We start from the raw sequence: 17124 nt of genomic DNA on the forward strand, positions 1-17124 counted from the left end.
CCTTATTATAGAGAGAAGTGCCATTGACAACGCCCCCCTTCCGGCCACATCTAGCGTCCCCAGATACCAACCCGCTTGCATCCCGAAAGCGGTGTGATTTGTTTACATGAGGATTGCATGCCCGTCGTTGTTGTCGAAAGCCCGGCCAAGGCCAAAACCATCAATAAATATCTCGGCAAGGATTACACGGTGCTGGCCTCTTATGGCCATGTGCGTGACCTGCCGGCCAAAAATGGCTCGGTGGACCCGGACCATGGATTCGACATGGTGTGGGAGGTCGGGAACGACTCGAAAAAACATGTGCGCGCGATTGCCGATGCGCTGAAAGAAGACAACGCCCTGATCCTCGCAACCGACCCTGATCGCGAAGGGGAAGCGATTTCGTGGCATCTGGAAGAAGCGCTGCGCAAGCGCCGTTCGATCAAGAAAGACACGCCGGTCAGCCGCGTGACCTTCAACGCGATCACCAAGGATGCGGTGCTGGATGCGATGGCCAATCCGCGCCAGGTGGACAGTGATCTGGTCGAGGCCTATCTGGCCCGCCGGGCGCTGGATTACCTTGTGGGCTTCAACCTGTCGCCGGTCCTGTGGCGCAAACTGCCGGGCGCGCGGTCTGCTGGTCGGGTGCAATCGGTCTGCCTGCGCCTGATCGTCGAGCGCGAACAGGAAATCGAAGCGTTTAACGCCCGCGAATACTGGTCGGTCAAGGCCGCGCTCGCCACCCCGCGCGGTCAGGAATTTGAAGCCAAGCTGACGGTTCTGGGCGGCGACAAGCTCGACAAACACAGTCTTGCGAATGAAACCGCAGCTGAAATGGCCGTTCAGGCAATTTCCTCGCGCGATCTGACCGTGCGCTCGGTGGAAGCCAAACCCGCCAATCGCAACCCGTCACCGCCCTTCATGACCTCAACCCTGCAACAGGAAGCCAGCCGCAAGTTCGGCTTTGGTGCGCGACAGACCATGTCGACCGCGCAGCGGCTTTATGAAGCGGGTTACATCACCTATATGCGGACCGACGGGATCGACATGGCACCCGAAGCGGTCGCTGCGGCGCGTGACGCAATTGCCGCGCGGTTTGGCAAGGAATTCACCCCGGAAAAACCCCGCGTTTACAAGAACAAGGCCAAGAATGCGCAGGAAGCGCACGAATGTATCCGCCCGACCGATATGAACGTCTCGGCCGAGGATCTGGGTCGGCTGGAACCCGATCAGCGCAAGCTTTATGACCTGATCTGGAAACGCACGCTCGCCAGCCAGATGGAAAGCGCCCGGTTTGAACGCACCACGGTTGAGATCGGATCAGACGATGGGCAGGTTGGCCTGCGCGCCACCGGGCAAGTGGTTGTCTTTGAAGGTTTCCTGAAGGTCTACGAAGAAGGCCGCGACGACGCTGTTGTCGATGAGGATGACAAGCGCCTGCCGCAGATCATGCAGGGCGAACCGGCTGCGAAACGCACGATCACGCCTGAGCAGCACTTCACTCAGCCCCCGCCCCGTTATACCGAGGCGACACTGGTCAAACGGATGGAAGAGCTGGGTATCGGCCGCCCGTCCACCTATGCCTCTGTGATCACCACGATCCAGGACCGCGAATATGTGCGCAAGGACAAGAACCGCCTGTTCCCCGAGGACAAGGGCCGGATCGTGACCATCTTCCTGGTCAATTTCTTCCGCAAATATGTGGGCTATGAATTTACCGCGAACCTGGAAGAAGAGCTGGATGAAATCTCGGCGGGTGAGGCCAATTACAAGGATGTGCTGACCCGGTTCTGGCGCGATTTCTCGGCCGCGATCGGAGAGACATCCGAGCTGCGCATTTCCGAAGTGCTCGACAAACTGGACGCGGCCCTTGCCCCGCAGCTTTACCCGCCGCGAGAAGACGGCACCGACCCGCGCAGCTGCCCCAAATGCGGCACTGGTCAACTGCACCTGAAAACCTCACGCACCGGCGGGTTTGTCGGCTGCGGGAACTACCCTGAATGCAACTATACCCGCCCGATTTCCGGTGAAGGGGCAGAAGGGTATGAACGGGTTCTGGGCGAAGATAATGGCGATGAGATCCACCTGAAATCCGGTCGTTTCGGTCCCTATGTTCAACGCGGCGAAGCCACGCCCGAGAACAAGAAACCGCCACGCTCCTCGCTGCCGAAACAAGGCAAGGAATTCCTGCCCGGCTGGGGTCCGAATGAGCTGACGCTGGAACAGGCCGTGACCCTTCTGACCCTGCCGCGCACCATTGGCCAGCACCCGGACGGGGGCGCGATCCAATCGAACCTTGGCCGGTTCGGGCCTTACATTGCGCACCAGTTGCCCGACGAGGAAAAACCGGTTTACGTGAACCTCAAGGAAACACTGGACGTGTTTGAAATCGGCATGAACCGCGCGGTCGAAATGCTCGCGGAAAAACGCGCCAATCCGGGCCGTGGCCGCGGACGAGCAGCCGCCAAGCCGCTCAAGGAACTGGGAGAGCACCCGGAAGACGGGGGGGCTGTGAACATCCTTGATGGGCGCTATGGGCCTTACGTGAAATGGGAAAAGGTCAATGCGACCATTCCAAACGATGTGAAACCCGAAGACGTGACAATGGAGATGGCCGTGGCGCTGATTGCCGAGAAATCGGCGAAAAAGAAGCCTGCCAGGAAAAAGGCTGCCGCAAAAAAGGCTGCACCAAAGAAAAAAGCCGCTGCCAAGAAGTGATCCCGTTCGTATGAACGAAAAAGCCCCGCCGATCTTTCGGCGGGGCTTTTGCTTTTGTCTTGACCCTCTGGTCCCTCTGGCTGTTCAGAACACGACGTTCAACATGATCAGTGAAATCACCAAAAACAGCACCGTCATGATCCCCCCGGCCTTGACGAAGTCTTTCACCTTGTAGCCGGCCGGCCCCATGATCAGCGCATTGACCTGATGGGTGGGGATGATGAAGGAGTTCGAGGTCGAGATTGCCACGGTCAGCGCAAAAAGCGCGGGGCTGGCCCCGGCCGCCACCGCAATCGACACCGCCAGGGGCACCAGCAAAACCGTGGCCCCCACATTGGACATCACCAGAGAAAACCCGGTGGCCAGCACCGCAATCCCCGCCTGAAGCGACCAGATCGGCCACCCGTCCAGCGCGGTCAGGATCTGTTGCGCAATCCATTCCGCCGTGCCCGTATTCTGCACCGCCTGCCCCAGCGGGATCAGGCACGCAAGCAGGAACACCGTATTCCAGCCCACCGCGTTGTAAGCCTCGTCAATCGACAGGACACGCGACAGCAGCATCCCCACCGCCCCGGTCAGCAGGCACAGCGACAGGCGCACATCGGTAAACAGGATCAGCGACAGCGAGAGGGCAAAGAACAGCATCGCCCAGCCCACCTTATGCGGGCGCAGCTCTTCTTGCGGGAAATCCGAGGTCATGATGACAAAGTTCTGATTGCCCTGCAGCCGGGTCAGGTTGTCCCAGCGGGTGTGCGCCACCAGCATGTCGCCCAGTTCAAACTTCTCAAGACCGATCTGGGTCGGTGCATGATCATCGGTTTCCACATGGCTCAGCGTTTCCTCGCGCCGGTGGATCGCCAGCAGCGACAGACCATAGGTTTTGCGCAGCAGCAACTCGCGCGGGGATTTGCCGATCAGGTCGCTTTCCGGCGGGATCACCAGTTCGGCGATGCCTGCATTGGTGGCGGCAAATTCTTCGGTGAACACATCCAGCTGCGGACACACGGTCAGCCCGTATTTCTCGGCAAAGCAGTCCACCTCCTCCTTTTTGCCGATAATGGCCAACCGACAGGGCGCCGCAATCTCTGCGGTCAGAACCTGCACCATCGAGGTCTTGCCGCGATAGAAGGTCGAGATGATGTAAAGGTGGTTTTCCATATTCACATCCGCCAGGATCTGCCCCACCAGCGGGCTGTCCCCCGGCACTTCCACCTCATAGACCGACGCGGTCAGACCATAGACACGTTTGAGGTAATCCGAGGTGCCCTGCCCGACCGAGCTGTCACTGACCGCACCGCTTTCCGGCAGCACCCAGCGCCCCAGGATCAGGAAATAGAAGATCCCGCTGAGCACCAGCACCACCCCCACCGGGGCCACGGAAAACAGGCCGAAAAGCTCCATCTTCTGGCCCTCGGGCAGGCTCTCATTGGCGGTTTGCAGCAAATCATTGAGCAAGATCAGCGGGGACGACCCAACCATGGTCATGGTGCCGCCAAGGATCGCGCAAAATCCCATCGGCATCGCCAGCCGATTGATCGGTATCCCCGACCGGGTCGAAATCCGGCTGATCACCGGCAGAAACAGCGCCGCCGCCCCCACGTTCTGCATGAAACTGGAAATCACCCCGACGGTGCCCGCGACAATCGGCTGGATCCGTGTCTCTGACGCCCCGCCGCGTTGCATGATCGTGGCCGCCACCTTGTTCATGATCCCGGTCTTGTCCAGCCCCGCCCCCACGATCATCACCGCGATGATCGAGATCACGGCGTTTGAGGCAAACCCGTTGAACAGCTGATTGACGTCAGCCAGATCGGCAAGAGCCGGGTGATAGCTGAGGATGCCCAGGATAACGAGAACGAGGATGGCCGCCAGATCAATCCGGACAACCTCTGAGACAAACAGAAACACGGTGAAGCCCAACATCGCGCAGACCACGCCCATCTCGAATGTGAATACCAGTTGCTCCATTGCCCCTCCGTCAATTGTGGTTTTCTAATTGTGAGCAGAAAACGGCCAGACGCAATAAAATTGCGTAAAACACTGCGAATTCGACAGGGTAGAAATACGCGAAACCATCATTTTCGCCCCAGCTTCGTTGACAGTGCCCCCTCGTCGCGCCAGAACATTTCTCAGAACTGACGAGAGGACACTTTCATGAAAAAGGTATACGGCTCGGCGTCCGAAGCTCTTGACGGGCTTCTGTCTGACGGAATGCTGATTGCCGCTGGCGGCTTTGGCCTGTGCGGCATCCCGGAACTGCTGCTGGAAGCAATCAAAGAGAGCGGCGTCAAGGATCTGTCCTTTGCGTCCAACAACGCTGGCGTCGATGATTTCGGCATTGGCATCCTGTTGCAGACCAAACAGGTGAAAAAGATGATCTCGTCCTATGTGGGCGAAAACGCGGAATTCATGCGCCAATACCTGTCGGGTGAGCTGGAGCTGGAATTCAACCCGCAGGGCACCCTGGCCGAACGGATGCGCGCCGCCGGTCACGGCATTCCCGGCTTCTACACCAAAACCGGCGTGGGCACCGTGATTGCCGAGGGCAAGGAACACAAGGATTTCCCCACTGGCCCCAATGGCGAGATGGAGACCTATATCATGGAAGAAGGCATTTTTGCCGATCTCTCCATCGTGAAAGCCTGGAAAGCGGATGAAACCGGCAACCTCGTGTTCCGCAAAACCGCCCGCAACTTCAACCCGCCCGCCGCCATGTGCGGCAAGATCTGCGTGGTCGAAGTCGAAGAGATCGTGCCGACCGGATCGCTGGATCCCGACGCGATCCACCTGCCCGGCATCTACGTGCATCGCATCATTCAGGGCGAGCATGAAAAGCGCATCGAACAGCGCACCACGCGCGCGGCCTAACGGCAATTGTCGTAACCGGAGGATCCCATGGCCGACACCCCCCAAAACTCTCCTTACCAAGGACGCCCATCGCGCAGCTTCTGGCGTGGCGGGGTGGTGAAGGCCGGGGCCTATCCTCCTTCTGACCTGTTTGAGCCGAAATTCCCGGTGGATCGCGAGATGAAAATCTTCACCGCCGGGAGTTGCTTTGCCCAGCATGTGGGCCGGGTTCTGCGCGAAAACGGCTTCAACGTGCTTGATGGGGAACCCGCCCCGGAAGGGATGCCGCTGGAGCTTGCGCAAAAACATGGCTACCGGATCTATTCGGGCCGCTATGGCAATGTCTATACCGTGCGCCAGATGCGACAGCTTCTGGCCGAAGCGCAGGGCGAATTCATCCCGGCGACCCCGGTTTGGGAAAAAGCCGGACGCTTTTATGATGCCCAGCGCCCGAATGTTGATCCACGCGGGCTGGCCTCGCCAGAGCTAGTGGAAAAGGCGCGCGACCAACACCTTCATATCGTTCTGAACATGCTCGCGACAGCGGACCTCATGGTCTTCACCCTGGGTCTGACCGAAGCCTGGGAGCATATCGAAACCGGCACGATCTATCCCACGGCCCCCGGCACGATCGCGGGTGATTTCGACCCTGAGCTCTACCGGTTCAAAAACTTCCGCGCCCATGAGGTGCGGGCGGATTTTGAGGCCCTGCGCGATGCGTTGAAGGCCATCAATCCGGGGCTGAAATTTCTGCTGACCGTTTCCCCGGTGCCGCTGACCGCCACGGCCAGCGACCAGCATGTGCTGCCCGCAACCGTCTATTCCAAATCGGTTCTGCGCAGCGTGGCAGGGGAACTTGCGATGGATTTCGACGATGTGGACTATTTCCCGTCATTTGAAATCATATCCTCCCACCCTGCCCCCAAAAGTTTCTTTGAAGACAACCTGCGTTCGGTCACCCCCGAAGGTGTGGGGCGTGTGATGAAGCTGTTTTTGGCGAGCCACGGCGTCGCCTCGGCTGACAGTGATGAAGACGGTGGCGATGACGCCCAGAAACGCGACCGCGTCCGTGCCCTGCGCAAGGCCCGCCGCGCCCGCCGCAAAGGGGATCAGGAGAAATCGCAGGCCGACGTGGTATGTGAGGATGAATTGCTGGAGGCGTTCAACAAATGACCTCTGCCCTGCCACAAGAGACCGCGCAGCACAGGGTGCTGATCATCGGAAACTCCCATGCCGGTGCGCTTCGCAGCGCGAAAGAGGAGTTCGAAACGCTCTACCCCGAAGTCTCGCTGAGTTTCTTCGCCTCCCCCGGCACCAGTTTCAAACGCGGTCGACCGGACAAGGAGAACAATTTCGTTCCCAAGCTGTTTGGCGACGACGACGCCGCAACGGTTGTGGCCATCAACGGGTGCGACAAGATCAGCCTGAACGGGTATGACCACATCCTTGCGGTCGGACACCGCCCGGATCTGTTCGGCCTTTGTGGCCTGGCCGGTCAAGAGGGTGGTTTCGGGGTGTTGGATCTCGATATCGAGGCGCCGCATTTCCTGTCGCGCGAGTTGGTCGAGGACTGGCTGGATCACATCCTAGATCCCTGGGTGAAACGGATGGCACGGCTGTTTGGCACGCAGAAAGGGTTCTCTTTCACCGACGCGCCTTACCGCTCTCTGTCCATGCTGGACGAGGGGGAGACCCGCCGCGAAGCACAGCAATTTGCCCAGTTTCAGGCGATCCCCTTCCTGGGTGATCTGATGACAATTTACGACCAGAAACTGGCGGCAAAACTCTCAGACCACGGTTTTGGCCTTGTGCAGCAACCGCTGCAGACCCGGGCCGCCCCTTTTGCCACCGATGCCCGCTTCTGCCGCGGGGCTGCGGATGCGGCAGGGGACGAGATTTCGGTGGATCACCGGCATATGAACGCAGCCTTCGGGCTGGAGATATTGACAGAATTTGCAAACAAACAGCTCGGCCTGCCGGTCAGGACGAGCAACGGATAACGAAGGAAGGAAACAACATGGCTTGGGACCGCAATCAAATGGCCGCACGTGCCGCGCAGGAACTGCAGGACGGGTGGTATGTGAACCTCGGCATCGGCATCCCGACGCTGGTGTCCAACTATATTCCCGAAGGCGTCACGGTGACGCTGCAGTCGGAAAACGGCATGCTGGGCATGGGCCCCTTCCCGACCGAAGACGAGATTGACGCCGACCTGATCAATGCGGGCAAGCAGACCATCACCGAACTGCCGCAAACCGCCTATTTCGACAGCTCGATGTCGTTTGGCATGATCCGCGGCGGCAAGATCGCCATGGCGATCCTTGGCGCGATGGAAGTGGCGGAAAACGGCGACCTCGCCAACTGGATGATCCCGGGCAAGCTGGTCAAGGGCATGGGCGGCGCGATGGATCTGGTCGCCGGCGTTGGCCGCGTGGTGGTGGTGATGGATCACACCAACAAACACGGCGACAGCAAAGTTCTCAAGGAATGCACCCTGCCCCTGACTGGTCAGAAAGTGGTCGACCGCATCATCACCAACTTGGGTGTGCTGGATGTGGTTGAGGGCGGGTTGAAGATCGTCGAAACCGCCGAAGGCGTGTCTGAGGACGAGCTGCGCGCCGCCACGCAGGCGACCATCGTCAACTAAGCATTGCCCCAGACGGATAACAAAAGGCCTCCCATTCGGGGGGCCTTTTGCGTTGCCCCTGCCCCTGTTCTCTCATAGATAGAGCGCATGACCGGACAAAACGATAATGGCTGGGTCAGTTCCGCCAAAGCCTGGATTGCTGATATGGGCAATCAGGGCGATCACGGACGGGGGCATGTGCTGGATAAGCCAATGCTGGCTCGGGTGAAACAGGCCACCCCGCGGGACATGGTGGATATTGGCTGCGGCGAAGGCCGGTTTTGCCGGATGATAGCCGCTTTGGGCGTGCCACCCACAGGCATTGACCCAACGCCCGAACTCATCTCGCATGCCCGCACCTGCGACCCAAAGGGGCGGTATGTTGAGGCCAGGGCCGAAGACCTGCCCTTTGCCGACGCCAGCTTTGACCTCGCCGTTTTCTACCTGAGCCTGATCGACATTCCCGATATCCGCGCAGCCATCCGCGAGGCCACCCGCGTTCTAAAGCCCGGCGGGCGCATTCTGGTCGCCAATCTCGCAGCTTTCCTCACCGCCGCCCGGCATGATGGATGGGCCCGTGCCGAAACGGGGGCGCAGGTCCATATCACCGGCTATCTGAAAGAAGAGGTCTACTGGACCGAGTGGCGTGGCATTCGCATCCAGAACTGGCACCGCCCGCCGCGCGACTATGTGCAGGCCTTTCTGGACGAGGGGCTGCGCCTGACACATTACGACGAGCCAGCCTCCTCCCACCCGGATCCCGAGATCAAGGAGCGGTATGATGAAGCCGCTTATTTTGTCATTATGGAATGGCAAAAACCGGACCCGGAGTATTGACGCAGATATCGGGAAAATCCCTCGCCTTTCCCTTTATTGTTTCATAATCTCGCCGCATTCTCCTGCCAGATAAGCGGCAATGACCATGAGCAGCACCCATACCGTTTCTGCGGGGCGCACGCCCCCTTCGCGCAGGCTGCGCGACACCCTGATATTGGTAGGGCTGTTTGGTCTTGTGCTGCTGGGGCTGTTCGGCCTGGCCGCGGCAACCGGATGGGAGGAAACCCGGGCGCAGATTGCCAAGCTGTCTGCCTGGCAGATTGGGGTCCTGCTTCTGCTGTCTCTCGTGAACTACCTCTTTCGCGGTTTGCGCTGGCATGTGTTTGCGCGGCGCCTGGGCCTGCCCACCGGGCTGGTGCAGGATCTGCGTCATTTCCTGGGCGGCTTTGCCATGTCGGTCACTCCGGGCCGGGTCGGTGAACTGGTCCGTATGCGCTGGCTCAAACGTGAAACGGGGTGGAGTTTTGAACGCACCGCCCCCCTTGTGCTGGTGGATCGCGCCTCGGACCTGACCGCCATGGCGCTGATCCTTGCGCTGGCCCTCTCATTTTCGATGCATGGCATTGCCGGTGGAACCCCGGTGGTGGTCCTTGCGCTGATTGCGGGGTTTGTCGCCACCCGCCCCAGGCTGCTTGGCTGGCTGGCCACCACGGGCCACCGCATCACCGGGCGGTTTGCCCGGATCTGGGTGCGGGTCCGCAGGGCCGCCACGTCGCTTGCGGCATTCACATCCCCGCTGCTGATGACCACCGCCGCACTGATTGGCATGATCGGCTGGATTGCCGAAGGCTATGCCTTTCACCTGCTTCTGGTCTGGCTTGGCTCTGACATCGGCCTTGCGGCTGCGGTTGCCATCTTTGTGTTCTCGACCCTGGCCGGTGGGCTGACCGGCGCGCCCGGAGGCGTGGGCGGGGCAGAAGCCGCCATGATTGCTCTCTTGGCGCTGGAGGGCGTCCCGCTGGAGGTCTCGGTGCCCGCCACCGCCATCATCCGCGTCACCACGCTTTGGTTTGCAATCGGCATCGGCTTGCTGATCTTTCCCTTCGCAGAACGCCATTCGCTGAAACATACCCGTCACGAAAGACCCGCCCAATGAGCTGGAAAACAACTGAATATAGCGGCTGGGGCCGTGTGCTGAAAGCGGCGGGCGAACTGGCCCGACCGGAACGCGCCCATACGCTGGAGGCCGCCAGCCGTGAAGGAGGCCCCGCGATTGGCAATTGCCGTTCCTACGGGGATGCCCCCCTGAACTCGGACGGCCGCGCCATCGACATGACCCGCATGAACCGGATCATCGCCTTTGAGGCCCAGACCGGACAGGTGACGGTTGAGGCCGGGATGACTATTGGCGACCTGGCCCATGTGTTTGCCCCTCAGGGCTGGATCCCGGCCGTTCTGCCCGGCACCGGCTTTGCCACGATTGGCGGGTGCATCGCGCAGGATGTGCATGGCAAGAACCATCATAATACCGGCAGCTTTGGTCAGCATGTGCTGTCGGTAACGCTGGTTCAGAACGGAACGCGGGTGGTCGCCACACCCGAGATCAATCCTGACCTGTTCCGCGCCACCATGGGCGGCATCGGCCAGACCGGGGTGATCGCCGAGGCGACGCTGCAACTGAAACCCTGCCCCGGTGACCTGATGATGGTGACCGAACAGCGCGCATCCGGGTGGGATCAGCATATTGCCCTGCTCGATGCCTCCACCGCCAGCTACTGCGTGGGCTGGATTGACGCCACCGCAACAGGGGCGGCGCTGGGTCGGGGGATCGTAGAAGAGGCGGAGCTGGCCAAGGGGCTGCTGCCCCGGGCGAAATCCCCAAAATCCGTTCCACGCGACGCCCCGCATTGGGCCCTGTCTGCCCCGGTTGTACGCAGCTTCAACGCGGCCTATTTCCGCAGGGTGCCCAAATCCGGCAAAAGCTCGGTCAAGCGTATCGACGATTTCTTCTTCCCGCTCGACAAGATCCATGACTGGAACCGGCTTTACGGAAAACGGGGCTTTTACCAGTTTCAGAACGTGGTCCCGCTGGATCAGGTCGACATCCTGAAAGAGATGCTGGCGCGCATTGCCGACGCCGGGCTGGCCTCTCCGCTCGCAGTGCTCAAACGCATGGGCACGGGGCGCGCGGGGCATCTGTCCTTCCCGATGGAAGGCTATACGCTGGCGGTGGATTTTCCGGCCCGTGACGGCGCCGAGACGCTGATTGCCCAGCTTGAGCGCATGACCGTTCAGGCCAAGGGGCGGCTCTACCTTGCCAAGGACGCCCTGGCCACGGGGGCCGCAATCAAGGCGATGTATCCCGAGCATGGCGACTGGGCCCAGATTGCCGATGCCGCCGACCCGGAGCGCCGGCTGGAAACCGACATGACCCGCCGACTGGATTTGAGGAACGCATGATGAGCGACGCAAACGACACCTGGATCATCCTCGGCGCAACCTCCTCCATGGCACGTGCCTTTGCCCGAAAGGTTGCAGATCAGGGTGCATTCGTGCTGCTGGCTGGGCGGGACATGAATGATCTGGAGCGCAGCGCAACAGATCTGCGCACCCGTGGCCTGCACGCCGATGCCATTCATTTCGATGCCCGCGACCCCGAGAGTTTTGCGGCCATCATCTCTCGCGTGAGCCATGTCTCAGGCGTGATCAACGCGGCGGTCTTCGTGGGGTCGATGCCTCCGCAGGCACAGATCGACGAAGACCCTTCCTTGATCGATGGAACAGTCACAGACAGTTTCACTGGCCCCGCCCGCTTTCTCCAGATGCTGGCCCCGCTGATTGAAACGCGGGGCGCTGGCACCGTGGTAGGTGTGGGATCAGTTGCCGGGGATCGGGGGCGGATTGGCAATTATGTCTACGGCGCGGCCAAGGCGGGGTTTGCCACGTATCTCTCGGGCCTCAGAAACCGCCTGACCCGCGTGGGCGGGCACGTGGTCACGGTCAAACCAGGTTTCGTCGACACGGCCATGACCTGGGATGTGGAGGGCATGTTCCTGGTGGCATCCCCTGACAAGGTTGCCGGGGACATCCTGAAAGCCGTCGAAAAGAAGCGCAATGTGATCTACACACCGTTTTTCTGGCGCTATATCATGCTGATCATTCGCCATATCCCGGAGGCCATCTTCAAGAAGATGTCGATCTGACCCCGCTTTTGGAGCGAGGAGGGTAAGGGGCTCTGCCCCTCGCCTCTTTGAGGCTCACCCCGAGGTATTTTCAGCAAGAAAAAGGGCGCGCGGCTGAGGCGAGTGGGATTTCGGCCGTGGAAGAGCTGCCATTTTCTGGTTCTCAATATCCTCGCCGAAGGCAAGAAAGCCATCAAGACAGCCACTATGTGCCGCGAGGCCATCTGTGCGGATCGGTGCAGACAGGCAGGCCCTGCAGGGAGCGGGCGGGGGCTGCGGATACGGTCCGGGTTAGCCCAGCCCCATCCACCTGTGCCACAGCCCAGCTGCATAAAACATGATCGAGATTGAGATCAGCATCAGGCCCACGCCACGTTTGTCGCGCATTGCAAAGACAATCGGATCGTAATCCATCTTGCCCAGCCACCCGAGCCGCACCATGCGGATCATCCACCACGCCATTGGCAACTCGGCCACCCAGATCAGCCATTGGGTCTTGTAAAGCCCAAGCGCCTGATCGGTGAAGGAGTAAAGGAAGAATGCCAGCAGGGCGGCCACCACCCCCAGTCCGGCCACATTCAGCAGGTCGGAACGATCCGGACGGCCATAGCCCCGGCCCGGCAACCGCTCATCATTGGTGGCAAGTGTCAGCTCGGTCAGGCGCTTGACGCACCCCAATGCCAGAAAGACCGGGAAGATGAAGACAAGCAGATAGCCTGACACATAGATCCCGGTGGCTGCCGCTCCGGCCACGACACGCAAGGTGTAAAGGCTTGCCAGCACGGCAATATCCACCCACCGCATCTGCTTGAGCTTCAGCGAATAGGCCAGGGAGAGCATCATGTAGAAGGCCACCACGCCCAGAAAGGCCGTCGACAACAACGCGGCCAGCACCAATGCGAATAAGGCAAGCGCCGCAAATGCCACCATGCCCACCTGGATCGGCACGGTTCCGGCGGCAAAGGGGCGTTTGCATTTTTTCACATGCAGGCGATCCGCTTCCAGATCCAACAGGTCATTGACCAGGTAGATCGACGAGGCCGCCGCGGAAAAGCTGAGGATCCCAAGAAGGGCGAGAATGATCGTATGAGCAGAGAAATCATGGGCCGCAATCAAGGGCAGGAACAGCAACACATTCTTGACCCACTGATGTGGGCGGAAGCTTTTAAACAGCGCGCGTGCAGTCCAGCCACCGGGCAATTCGCGCACCTCTTTTCCCAAAGCGCGCATCACTTCGGCGGATCCGGCATCCCCCACCACATAGGCCACATCGCCCCGTTTCCAGATCGCACTGTCCACGGAGGCATTGCCTGCATAGTCAAACCCTTCCTCGCCAAAAAGCTCCACCAGGGCGTCGGCTTTGGCGCGCCCTTTCAGGTTGTTATGCCCCTGCGTGGCCAGCACCCTTTCCGACAACCCATGCTGTTCGGCCAGCGGTTTGACCAAAGAGATATGCGAGGCAGAGGCAAGCACCACTTCGCGCCCCTCCTCCAGGGCCTGTCTGGCCAGTTCCAGCACGGGTTCGGAAACCGGCATCAGGTCCATCCGCAGCGGCGCGATCTCAGCCAGCGCCTGCTTCAACGCAGCGGGGTTGGTAAAATTGGCAAAACTTGCGCGCAGCGTGGCAAACGGATCGCGCCCCAACCCGGCCCAGAACCCTTCAAACAACAGATCGGTGCGCAGGAAAGTTCCGTCCACGTCCAGAACAAGAGGCTTCACGGTCATCTCAGGATCCTTTCACGGCAAAAACACAGCCATCGGTCAGAAGGTCCGGCGGGGTCATGCAAAGCCCCCGCGCCACGCGCCACGCACTCAGCACTTTGGGAATATAGGCGCGGGTTTCGGCAAATGGGGGCACACCGCCATTCGCCGTCACCGCGTTTTCGCCTGCATTATACCCGGCCATCGCCAGGATGGGGTCCCCGTCGAAATGTTCCATCAGCCAGTTCAGATAGGCCACCCCGCCCTTGATATTCTCCTCCGGGTTGCCCGGCTCTTCGACACCAAAGCGGGCGGCGGTCGCCGGGATCAGCTGCATGATTCCCTGTGCGCCGGCAGAGCTGACCGCATCCGCGCGCCCGGCACTTTCCACCGAGATCAGGGCCAGCACCCAGGCCGGAGAGACATGGGTGCCGATCGTGGCTTTCAGAATATCAACGCCATGGGCGGTCGCAATCTTCTGCAAATCCTCAAGACGCGGCCCGGTCAGGGCCCCCTGCCCCGCCTGCCGCTCCAACACCGCAAGCGCCTGCTGCAGATTGGCAGCCCCCCCATGATCCCGTTTTGGCGACACTTCTGCCCAGAACCACTCATACCCATGCGCCGAAAGCGCGCCCTCCGTCGACACGTCGGCGTCAGAGGTCGCGGCCTGAGGCTGTGTGTTGGCAGGGGCAAGACGGCGTGCCTGTTCAGCGGGATCAATCTGCACCCGGATCCGTTTGCCGGAACCGGTTGGGACGGTTTCTCGTTTGAACGTAAACTCCGGAAAAGGCGGCGGCGTGCTCTCTGCCTGAACAGCCCCCCCATGAAAAGACAGGGGCAATACGGACAAGGTCACCGCCAACAGGGTGACCCTGATCCCGCGTCGCGGAATATCATGGGTAGGATGCAACACTGCTCTTGCCGCCTTATGTGACCGCCCGTGGTCCGGACGAGGTTTGGTCAGGGTTTTCCCTGATTTCTTGTCTTGTTTTGTGCCAAATCCTAAAGAAATTATCCAGAATTTCCTTTCTATTTGATGCAAAATTCAAGCAATTCGCGCGGCAAAAATCAGAAATGTTAATTTTTCTCATTTTTATTTTGTTTACTTTCAGCCACTTACAGTATCGCCGCCGGAAAAAATTAAGATCCTCAAAAACGAACGAAACCTGCCCAACTCTTGCCCCAATCCGAAGGCTTATTACTAGCCATGCCGAGCGGCGCAAAGGGTCACCCACCAAGGATCACACAAGATCAGGGGATCACAGGGCCGGTTCGAAAGTAACACTGAACAACCTACCTTTCGGAGGGACAACCTATGAAACTCTTCAACCTGATCAACCGCTTCAAAGCTGACGAAGATGGCGCCGTGACCGTGGACTGGGTCGTTCTGACCGCTGCTATCGTGGGCCTCGGCGTGGCCGTGCTGACTTCGGTCTCCTCCAGCACCGACGCACTGGCCACCAAAGTGTCGAGCAAAATCAACACCATGAGCGTCAAGCTCCTGACCAAGTAATCTCTGGATTTCGGGCCTGAGGACCCCCAACGGCCCCTTCCAAAACTCTCTTATCAAGGATTATCGCAATGAAACTCTTCAACCTGATCAACCGCTTCAAAGCTGACGAAGATGGCGCCGTGACCGTGGACTGGGTCGTTCTGACCGCTGCTATCGTGGGCCTCGGCGTGGCCGTGCTGACTTCGGTCTCCTCCAGCACCGACGCACTGGCCACCAAAGTGTCGAGCAAAATCAACACCATGAGCGTCAAGCTCCTGACCAAGTAATCTCTGGATTTCGGGCCTGAGGACCCCCAACGGCCCCTTCCAAAACTCTCTTATCAAGGATTATCGCAATGAAACTCTTCAACCTGATCAACCGCTTCAAAGCTGACGAAGATGGCGCCGTGACCGTGGACTGGGTCGTTCTGACCGCTGCTATCGTGGGCCTCGGCGTGGCCGTGCTGACTTCGGTCTCCTCCAGCACCGACGCACTGGCCACCAAAGTGTCGAGCAAAATCAACACCATGAGCGTCAAGCTCCTGACCAAGTAATGGTCGCTCTGGCACAGCCAGATGTGAAATTTGGATCAGCCGCGCCCTTTCTTTGGTGCGGCTTTTCCCGTTTTAAGTAAACTGTGCCTCGCTTTACGGGGATTGTTGAAATATTAACGGTTAATCCGGCTATTATTCACGATCTGTCCACAATATTGCCCTAATCATCCGGCAGGTTGTTGGCGTATTCGTTCCCAGCCGCCCAGATCGGCCGGTCAAACCGTTCCAAAGTTGTGAAAGGAAATTACATGCGAGCCGTATTCGGATTGGTATTGGTCCTCGGCGTGGCCCTGGCCGGCTTCGCGGTTTACCTTGCCCGCGACTATATCAGCGCCTATCAAGCCCAGCTTGACGCGGAACGCGCGGCGGCGGCGGCCATTGTGCCAACGGTTGAGGTTTTCGTCTCCGACAAACCCCTGACATATGGTCAGCGGATCACCCAGGAAGACGTGCGCGCCGTCAGATGGCCGGAAGATGCGATCCCGGAAGGCACTTTCACCAGCCTGGAAGAATTGTTCCCAACCGAACAAACCCCCTATCGGACCGTCACACGTGCGATGGAAAAAGATGAAGCCCTGATGATGGTGAAGCTGACAGACCCGGGGCAGGATGCCGGGGTGCGGTCGCGCCTTGCATCGGGAATGCGCGCCTTTGCCATTCGGGTGGATGTATCATCCGGCGTGTCGGGTTTCCTGCGTCCGGGCGACCGCGTGGACGTATATTGGAGCGGCCAGATGCCAAGCTCTGAAGGGGGATCGCGCAATGTCACCAAGCTGATCGAAGCCTCGATCCAGTTGATTGCAATTGACCAGATGGCTGACAGCGATCGCGCCTCTCCGACGATTGCCCGCACCGTCACGGTTCAGGCCACGCCCCGCCAGGTTGCGGCCCTCGCCCAGGCACAATCGACAGGCAAACTTTCTCTTTCTCTTGTCGGCCTGCAGGACAAAACCGTCTCGGGCACCGTCGAGATCGGCCAGCGAGAGCTTTTGGGGTTGACCGAGGAAAAAGCACCGCAGCCGGTTGCTGAAAAATCCTGCTCGATCCGCACACGACGTGGCAGCGAGTTTGTCGAAGTGCCCATCCCCTGCCCGACACAATAAGCGGCACCGATCACAAACTGCCCCCTGCGACGATGACGAGCAGGCGATCGGAAGCGTTACGAAACAAGATCAGACGGGGCCGGACCGGCCCCGTTTTGTTGCGGTGGCACAACATGCATTCTTGCGGCCTAACAAAAGCGTTTCGG

16 protein-coding genes are annotated in these 17124 nt (G+C 59.8%); 13 read left to right on the forward strand and 3 right to left on the reverse strand.

From position 1 onward, the window contains the following. Nucleotides 1–117 precede the first annotated feature (117 nt). Nucleotides 118–2697, forward strand: coding sequence for a type I DNA topoisomerase (topA, locus tag K3J57_RS08630; RefSeq protein WP_259795428.1), 2580 nt, complete (start codon nt 118–120; stop codon nt 2695–2697). Between the two features lie 84 nt (nt 2698–2781). Here the strand turns inward: topA and K3J57_RS08635 are convergent, their stop codons facing one another. Beyond that, nucleotides 2782–4665: an SLC13 family permease gene (locus tag K3J57_RS08635; protein ID WP_259795430.1), complete on the reverse strand. Its 1884-nt coding sequence runs from the start codon at nt 4663–4665 to the stop codon at nt 2782–2784. Between the two features lie 186 nt (nt 4666–4851). On the opposite strand from K3J57_RS08635, the gene K3J57_RS08640 reads away from it, so the two are divergent. The 8 genes from K3J57_RS08640 (at nt 4852) to K3J57_RS08675 (ending at nt 12150) form a co-directional block, all read left to right on the forward strand. Further along, the gene (locus K3J57_RS08640) at nt 4852–5565 is read left to right on the forward strand and encodes a CoA transferase subunit A (protein ID WP_259775435.1); all 714 of its coding nucleotides are present in this window, start codon (nt 4852–4854) and stop codon (nt 5563–5565) included. 27 nt (nt 5566–5592) lie between these two features. Next, on the forward strand, nt 5593–6717 hold the full coding sequence (locus K3J57_RS08645; RefSeq protein ID WP_259795432.1) for a GSCFA domain-containing protein: 1125 nt from the start codon (nt 5593–5595) through the stop codon (nt 6715–6717). Continuing rightward, on the forward strand, nt 6714–7544 hold the full coding sequence (locus tag K3J57_RS08650) for a hypothetical protein (protein WP_259790784.1): 831 nt from the start codon (nt 6714–6716) through the stop codon (nt 7542–7544). Before K3J57_RS08645 ends, K3J57_RS08650 begins: the two co-directional genes overlap by 4 nt. 17 nt (nt 7545–7561) lie before the next feature. Further along, entirely contained in the window at nt 7562–8191 is a 630-nt protein-coding gene (locus tag K3J57_RS08655; protein ID WP_259775438.1) for a 3-oxoacid CoA-transferase subunit B, read from the forward strand. An 87-nt stretch (nt 8192–8278) separates the two neighbouring features. Continuing rightward, nucleotides 8279–9007: a class I SAM-dependent methyltransferase gene (locus tag K3J57_RS08660; protein WP_259795435.1), complete on the forward strand. Its 729-nt coding sequence runs from the start codon at nt 8279–8281 to the stop codon at nt 9005–9007. Between the two features lie 79 nt (nt 9008–9086). After that, nucleotides 9087–10103 carry a lysylphosphatidylglycerol synthase transmembrane domain-containing protein gene (locus K3J57_RS08665; protein ID WP_259795438.1) on the forward strand — a complete coding sequence of 339 codons (1017 nt, stop codon included), beginning with the start codon at nt 9087–9089 and terminating at the stop codon, nt 10101–10103. Continuing rightward, a complete protein-coding gene (locus K3J57_RS08670; protein ID WP_259795439.1) occupies nt 10100–11407 on the forward strand; it encodes an FAD-binding oxidoreductase in 1308 nt (435 codons plus the stop codon). Before K3J57_RS08665 ends, K3J57_RS08670 begins: the two co-directional genes overlap by 4 nt. Continuing rightward, on the forward strand, nt 11407–12150 hold the full coding sequence (locus K3J57_RS08675) for an SDR family NAD(P)-dependent oxidoreductase (protein WP_173486526.1): 744 nt from the start codon (nt 11407–11409) through the stop codon (nt 12148–12150). The genes K3J57_RS08670 and K3J57_RS08675 overlap by 1 nt, the downstream gene beginning before the upstream one ends. Nucleotides 12151–12420: 270 nt before the next feature. On the opposite strand, the gene K3J57_RS08680 is transcribed toward K3J57_RS08675, so the two are convergent. Further along, nucleotides 12421–13854 (reverse strand): UbiA family prenyltransferase, encoded by a 1434-nt coding sequence (locus K3J57_RS08680; RefSeq protein WP_259790795.1) that lies wholly within the window; start codon nt 13852–13854, stop codon nt 12421–12423. Nucleotide 13855: 1 nt separating this feature from the next. Continuing rightward, a complete protein-coding gene (locus tag K3J57_RS08685; protein WP_259795440.1) occupies nt 13856–14740 on the reverse strand; it encodes a lytic transglycosylase domain-containing protein in 885 nt (294 codons plus the stop codon). Between the two features lie 405 nt (nt 14741–15145). Between K3J57_RS08685 and K3J57_RS08690 the strand changes: the two genes are divergently transcribed. The 4 genes from K3J57_RS08690 to cpaB all read left to right on the forward strand — a co-directional run bounded on the left by K3J57_RS08690 (nt 15146) and on the right by cpaB (nt 16978). Further along, nucleotides 15146–15343: a Flp family type IVb pilin gene (locus K3J57_RS08690; RefSeq protein WP_055189359.1), complete on the forward strand. Its 198-nt coding sequence runs from the start codon at nt 15146–15148 to the stop codon at nt 15341–15343. A gap of 68 nt (nt 15344–15411) precedes the next feature. Next, the gene (locus K3J57_RS08695; RefSeq protein ID WP_055189359.1) at nt 15412–15609 is read left to right on the forward strand and encodes a Flp family type IVb pilin; all 198 of its coding nucleotides are present in this window, start codon (nt 15412–15414) and stop codon (nt 15607–15609) included. Between the two features lie 68 nt (nt 15610–15677). Continuing rightward, nucleotides 15678–15875 (forward strand): Flp family type IVb pilin, encoded by a 198-nt coding sequence (locus K3J57_RS08700; RefSeq protein ID WP_055189359.1) that lies wholly within the window; start codon nt 15678–15680, stop codon nt 15873–15875. Between the two features lie 248 nt (nt 15876–16123). After that, the gene (cpaB, locus tag K3J57_RS08705) at nt 16124–16978 is read left to right on the forward strand and encodes a Flp pilus assembly protein CpaB (protein WP_259783651.1); all 855 of its coding nucleotides are present in this window, start codon (nt 16124–16126) and stop codon (nt 16976–16978) included. Nucleotides 16979–17124: the final 146 nt, after the last annotated feature.

The organism is Aliiroseovarius crassostreae (genome assembly GCF_025137635.1).
Taxonomy (GTDB): Bacteria; Pseudomonadota; Alphaproteobacteria; order Rhodobacterales; family Rhodobacteraceae; genus Aliiroseovarius; species Aliiroseovarius crassostreae.